The following is a 4701-nucleotide window of genomic DNA, read 5'->3' on the forward strand; positions in this document are numbered from 1 at the left end:
GATACACAATCGGCAAAGATATTCCTTAATACGATTGACCCGAGCCTTGTCCCTATTCAAGGAACGGCCATCGGAGAGGCGATACGGTTGGGAATGAGCTCCTTTTCAAGCGATGAGGATGTCAGCAAGGCTATGGTGATTATTACGGACGGGGAGGATCATGAGGGAGATGCTGCCCAAGCTGCTGCAGAAGCGGCAAAGGCCGGAGTGATGGTGAATGTGCTGGGAATTGGTTCTCCCGAAGGTTCACCCGTACCAGCCCTGGAGTATGGGAATAATTTTATGACCGACAACGAAGGTAACGTTGTTGTATCGCGCTTAAACGAACAAATGGGAATGGAAATTGCGCAAAGTGGTAAAGGATTTTATGTGCGTGCAGATAATTCAAATGCGGCTATCCGTGCATTGGAAACACAGCTTGATGAACTTGAGACAAGCAAATCTACCAGCCTCTCCTATTCGGCATATGACGAGAGATTTTCGGTTCTTGCCTGGATCCTGCTAATTATTCTGCTGATCGAAATCCTTGTTTACGACAAGAAAAACCGGTTGTTCAGAAATGTGAGATTGTTTAAATAAACTGTCAGTATTGGTAGCCGGCATATTGTGATCTCGATACCAAAAAGAACGAACGTCGGCAACCGATTGCGAAAAAAACCGAAACGAAAAAAATGAACCGATTGTTTACAAAATATAGTTTATTGTTGCTGTTGATGACACTGCTTCCTTTGTCTGTTTCGGCACAAAAAGAGGTACGAAAGAATATCCGCAAAGGAAACAAAGAATATAACCTGCAAAAATTTTCGGAAGCAACTCCGTTTTATGAAAATGCAGTGAAAGAAGCTCCCAACTCCAAAGAGGCAAACTTTAATCTTGGCAATACGTTGTATAAAAAGAAAGAGTGGGATAAATCAATCGAACAGTACAATCATTTCATCTCTCTGGAACAGGAAAAACCGGCAGATGCTTCTGCCGGCTGGCACAATATCGGCAACGCCATGCTGCAGAAAAAAGAGTTGCAAAAATCAATGGAAGCTTATAAAATGGCATTGCGCCTGAATCCGGAGGACGAGGAAACGCGTTATAATCTGGCAGTGGTACAGAAAATGATCCAGGATCAGGAACAACAGGATCAGGGTGAAGGGGATCAGGAACAACAGGAACAGCAGAATCAGGACCAAAGTCAAGACCAGCAGAGTCAATCTCCTCAAAATCAGCAGGATCAGGAGAAGAAAGCGGAACAATCCGAACAGCCGGAACAGATGTCGCGTGATAATGCACGGCAGTTACTGCAGGCTATCGAGCAGGATGAACAGCAAACTCAGGAAAAGGTTCAGCAGATAAAGGCGCAGGAAAGAGAAGAGCAGGCTGAAAATAACAGAAGGAACAATAAAAACTGGTAAGAGGTGATGCAGATGAAACAGAAAAAACATAGTATTATTCTCCTTCTTTTCGTGATATTCTTGTTCACGGGCAAAACAACCATCGGTCTGGCGCAGGTGACATTCAAAGCCTCTGCGCCTGCGTCCGTTGTGGAAGGAGAACAATTCAGGTTAAGTTATGTGCTGAACAAGGAGGGGAGGGATCTTCGCCTGCCCGACATGCCCGACTTCAATCTTCTTTTTGGGCCCAGTACCTCCACCAGCTACAGTCAACGTACGGTAAACGGAAAGACAACTTCGGAAAGTTCGGTCACCTATACCTACATCCTTATGGCGAAGAAAACCGGCACTTTCACCATTCCTGCCGCATCGATCACGGTAGATGGAAGCAGTTATCAGTCAAATACACTCCGGATAAATGTGCTTCCTCCCGACGAAAACCCTTCACAGGGTACATCGCCCGGTAGTAGTCAGCGAAAAAATGAAAGCGCTTCTTCCGGAACAGCATCCGTTTCTTCCCGTGATGCATTTATAAGGGCAATCGTTTCCAAAAACAGCGTTTACGAACAGGAGGGGTTTACCGTCACTTTCCGTTTATATACTACACTGAACATCGTGAATTTCGGAAAGATCCAATTTCCTGAATTTGAGGGATTCATGGTAGAAGAAATGGACCTGCCCGTGAATCAGCAACTACAAATGGAACGTTATAACGGCAGAAACTACTACACTGCCGATTTGCGGAAGACATTACTCTTTCCACAGCGTTCAGGACAGATTACTATTCCGGCGGGCAACATCGAAATGGTCTTCTCTGTTCCTTCGGGCAGGAGTGTCTCCACTTTTTTTGGTTCGCAGGAAGTGATGGTGGATGTTAAAAAGAGTCTTGCAACCAACCCGTTGATAGTTAATGTTAAACCGTTGCCGGGCAATAAGCCCGAAACCTTTGCAAATGCTGTGGGAACCTTCTCGCTGAAACCCGCCATCAGCACTGTGAATACCAAAGCCAATGAAGCGGTTACCCTTACATTGGAGATATCCGGTACGGGTAATTTGAAACTGATTCGTAATCCGAAGGTAACGTTTCCCGATAATTTTGAATTGTATGACCCCACTATAGACAACGCTTTGAACGTGACGTCCAATGGACTTACCGGTGTTCGAAAGATCTCCTATATGACAATACCTCGCTATGAGGGTGACTATTCCATTCCGCCGGTAGAATTTACCTACTTCGACCTCAATACAAACAGCTACAAAACGCTGACTACTCCCGAATATACGCTGCAGATTGCCAAAGCAGATCCCGGAAGTGCTTCAGCGAGCAGTTTTGTGAATCATCGGGATGTGAAAGTGGAGCAGGATATCCGTTTCCTGAAGACGGGTGATCCCGCCTATCTCTCACGCACAAAATTCTTTGTAGGCTCATTTGCATATTGGTTGTGGTATCTGATTCCCTTGTTGCTGCTGATCCTTTTTTACGGGATTAACAGAAAACAAGCACGTGAAAATGCAAACATTGCCCTGATGAGAACGAAAAAGGCAAATAAAACGGCTATCAAACGTCTGAAGACAGCCGGAAAATTTCTTAAAGTGCACGACAAGGATAAATTTTATGATGAAGTGCTCCGTGCACTATGGGGTTATTTCAGCGACAAACTCTCTATCCCCTTGGCACGTCTTTCCAAACATAATATTGAATCAGAATTATCAAAGCAGGGCATCAGCGAGGAGCTTGCAGGAAAGTTTATGCACATTCTTGATACCTGTGAGTTTGCACGTTATGCTCCGTCCGAGAGTGATGCCGTGTTGGAACGTCTCTATCAGGATACGGTGGAGGCTATCGGAGAGATGGAGAATAAGTTGAAAAATAAAAAGAGTAGGATTGAATGATGAACAAACCAAAGTCAAACCGGATGAAACTGCCTCAATCAGTATTGATCATTCTGCTTTTCTTCACAGCTGTTCCGCAATTGACGGGTCAGGTGGGGAACGATACAATTATACCAAACGATCTCACTGCTGCTCCCGGATTTACTTCCAGGGATCAGTCTGACGGAAAGCCAACGCCCGCCGCAGCCGCTTCAATTTCCGGAGCAAATGTAGAAGAAGCCGCACAAGCTTACAGGGATCAGGACTATGGAAAAAGCATTTTACTTTACGAAGAACTTGTATTGCAGGGTTTCAACGAAAACAAAGAATCGGCTCAGATTTATTTCAATCTGGGCAACGCCTATTTTAGAAACAACCAACTGGGAAAGGCTATCCTGAACTACGAGAGAGCTTTACTTCTGGATCCGGGTGACGGCGATATACGGCACAACCTGCGTTTTGCCAAAAACAGGACAGAAGATCGTATCGACACCGCAGGCGACCTATTTATAGCAAACTGGTTTCTGGCCGTACGAAACATTTACAGTTCCGATCAATGGGCAATTATTGGTATTGTGTTTTTTATTCTATTTCTGTTCTCTGCAGGCACCTTTCTTTTTGTTCGCATCCTATGGGTTAAAAAAAGCGCATTTTATGCAGGAATTATTTTTTTCTCTCTGATGATCACGTCGAATATCTTTGCCTTCAGCCAAAAAAGTGGACGTATCCATAGAGATGCCGCCATTGTCATGGTGGGTGCAGCCCGGGTTAATGCATCGCCCGACGAAAACAGCAACACACTTTTTGAACTTCACGAAGGCACCAGGGTGAAGGTGAGGAGCAGCGACGGTAACTGGTTTGAGATTGAAATTGCAAATGGCAGTGTCGGCTGGACTTCCAAAAAAAATGTAGAAATAATATGAAAGAGGCAGTCGAGAAACTATTACCATTCGAGCGGGACTTGTTTTTTGCACTAAACGGCAGCGATTCGCTCTTTCTCGATAACGTGATGTGGATGTTAAGCGGCAGGCTGGTATGGATACCGCTTTTTTTGTTCATTATTTTTCTCTTCTTTCATAAAACCAACTGGAAAGATGGTTTGCTGGTAACCCTGTTTTTTATCTTGCTATTTGCCGCATGCGATCAGTTGGCGTCTTCATTCTTCAAACCATTGTTCGAGCGTTTTCGACCCACACATCATCCCGACTTCAAGGAACTGGTCGATATTGTGAANNGGCTGGTATGGATACCGCTTTTTCTGTTTATTCTTTCTCTTTTTTTTTATAAAACCTCCTGGAAAGAAGCATTGTTGGTTACTCTTTTTTTTATTCTGGTATTTGTTGTAAGCGATCAGATATCGTCGTCCATTTGTAAGCCTCTGTTTGAACGATTTCGCCCCACAAATCATCCTGATTTCAAAGAGTTGGTCGATATTGTGAATGGTTAC

General features: G+C 44.3%; 4 protein-coding genes and 1 pseudogene. All 5 read left to right on the forward strand.

The genetic code is table 11. From position 1 onward, the window contains the following. On the forward strand, positions 1 to 579 hold a 579-nt coding region (locus tag B3Z75_RS05925), incomplete at its 5' end, for a VWA domain-containing protein (RefSeq protein WP_294068633.1). 92 nt (positions 580 to 671) lie between these two features. Then, positions 672 to 1403, forward strand: a complete 732-nt coding sequence (locus B3Z75_RS05930; protein ID WP_294068635.1) for a tetratricopeptide repeat protein — start codon at positions 672 to 674, stop codon at positions 1401 to 1403. A gap of 12 nt (positions 1404 to 1415) precedes the next feature. Then, on the forward strand, positions 1416 to 3275 hold the full coding sequence (locus B3Z75_RS05935) for a BatD family protein (RefSeq protein WP_294068637.1): 1860 nt from the start codon (positions 1416 to 1418) through the stop codon (positions 3273 to 3275). Beyond that, the gene (locus tag B3Z75_RS05940) at positions 3272 to 4177 is read left to right on the forward strand and encodes a tetratricopeptide repeat protein (RefSeq protein WP_294068639.1); all 906 of its coding nucleotides are present in this window, start codon (positions 3272 to 3274) and stop codon (positions 4175 to 4177) included. Before B3Z75_RS05935 ends, B3Z75_RS05940 begins: the two co-directional genes overlap by 4 nt. Next, a pseudogene (locus tag B3Z75_RS05945) lies at positions 4174 to 4701 on the forward strand (hypothetical protein); the annotation flags it as partial. The gene B3Z75_RS05940 and the pseudogene B3Z75_RS05945, both read left to right, overlap by 4 nt.

The sequence above is a fragment of the Proteiniphilum sp. UBA1028 genome (genome assembly GCF_002316955.1).
Taxonomy (GTDB): Bacteria; Bacteroidota; Bacteroidia; order Bacteroidales; family Dysgonomonadaceae; genus Proteiniphilum.

What these genes read in the sequence shown, in the direction of transcription:
- B3Z75_RS05930 (WP_294068635.1), top strand. Translation starts at nt 672, where the DNA reads ATGAACCGATTGTTTACAAAATATAGTTTATTGTTGCTGTTGATGACA.
- B3Z75_RS05935 (WP_294068637.1), top strand. Translation starts at nt 1,416, where the DNA reads ATGAAACAGAAAAAACATAGTATTATTCTCCTTCTTTTCGTGATATTC.
- B3Z75_RS05940 (WP_294068639.1), top strand. Translation starts at nt 3,272, where the DNA reads ATGATGAACAAACCAAAGTCAAACCGGATGAAACTGCCTCAATCAGTA.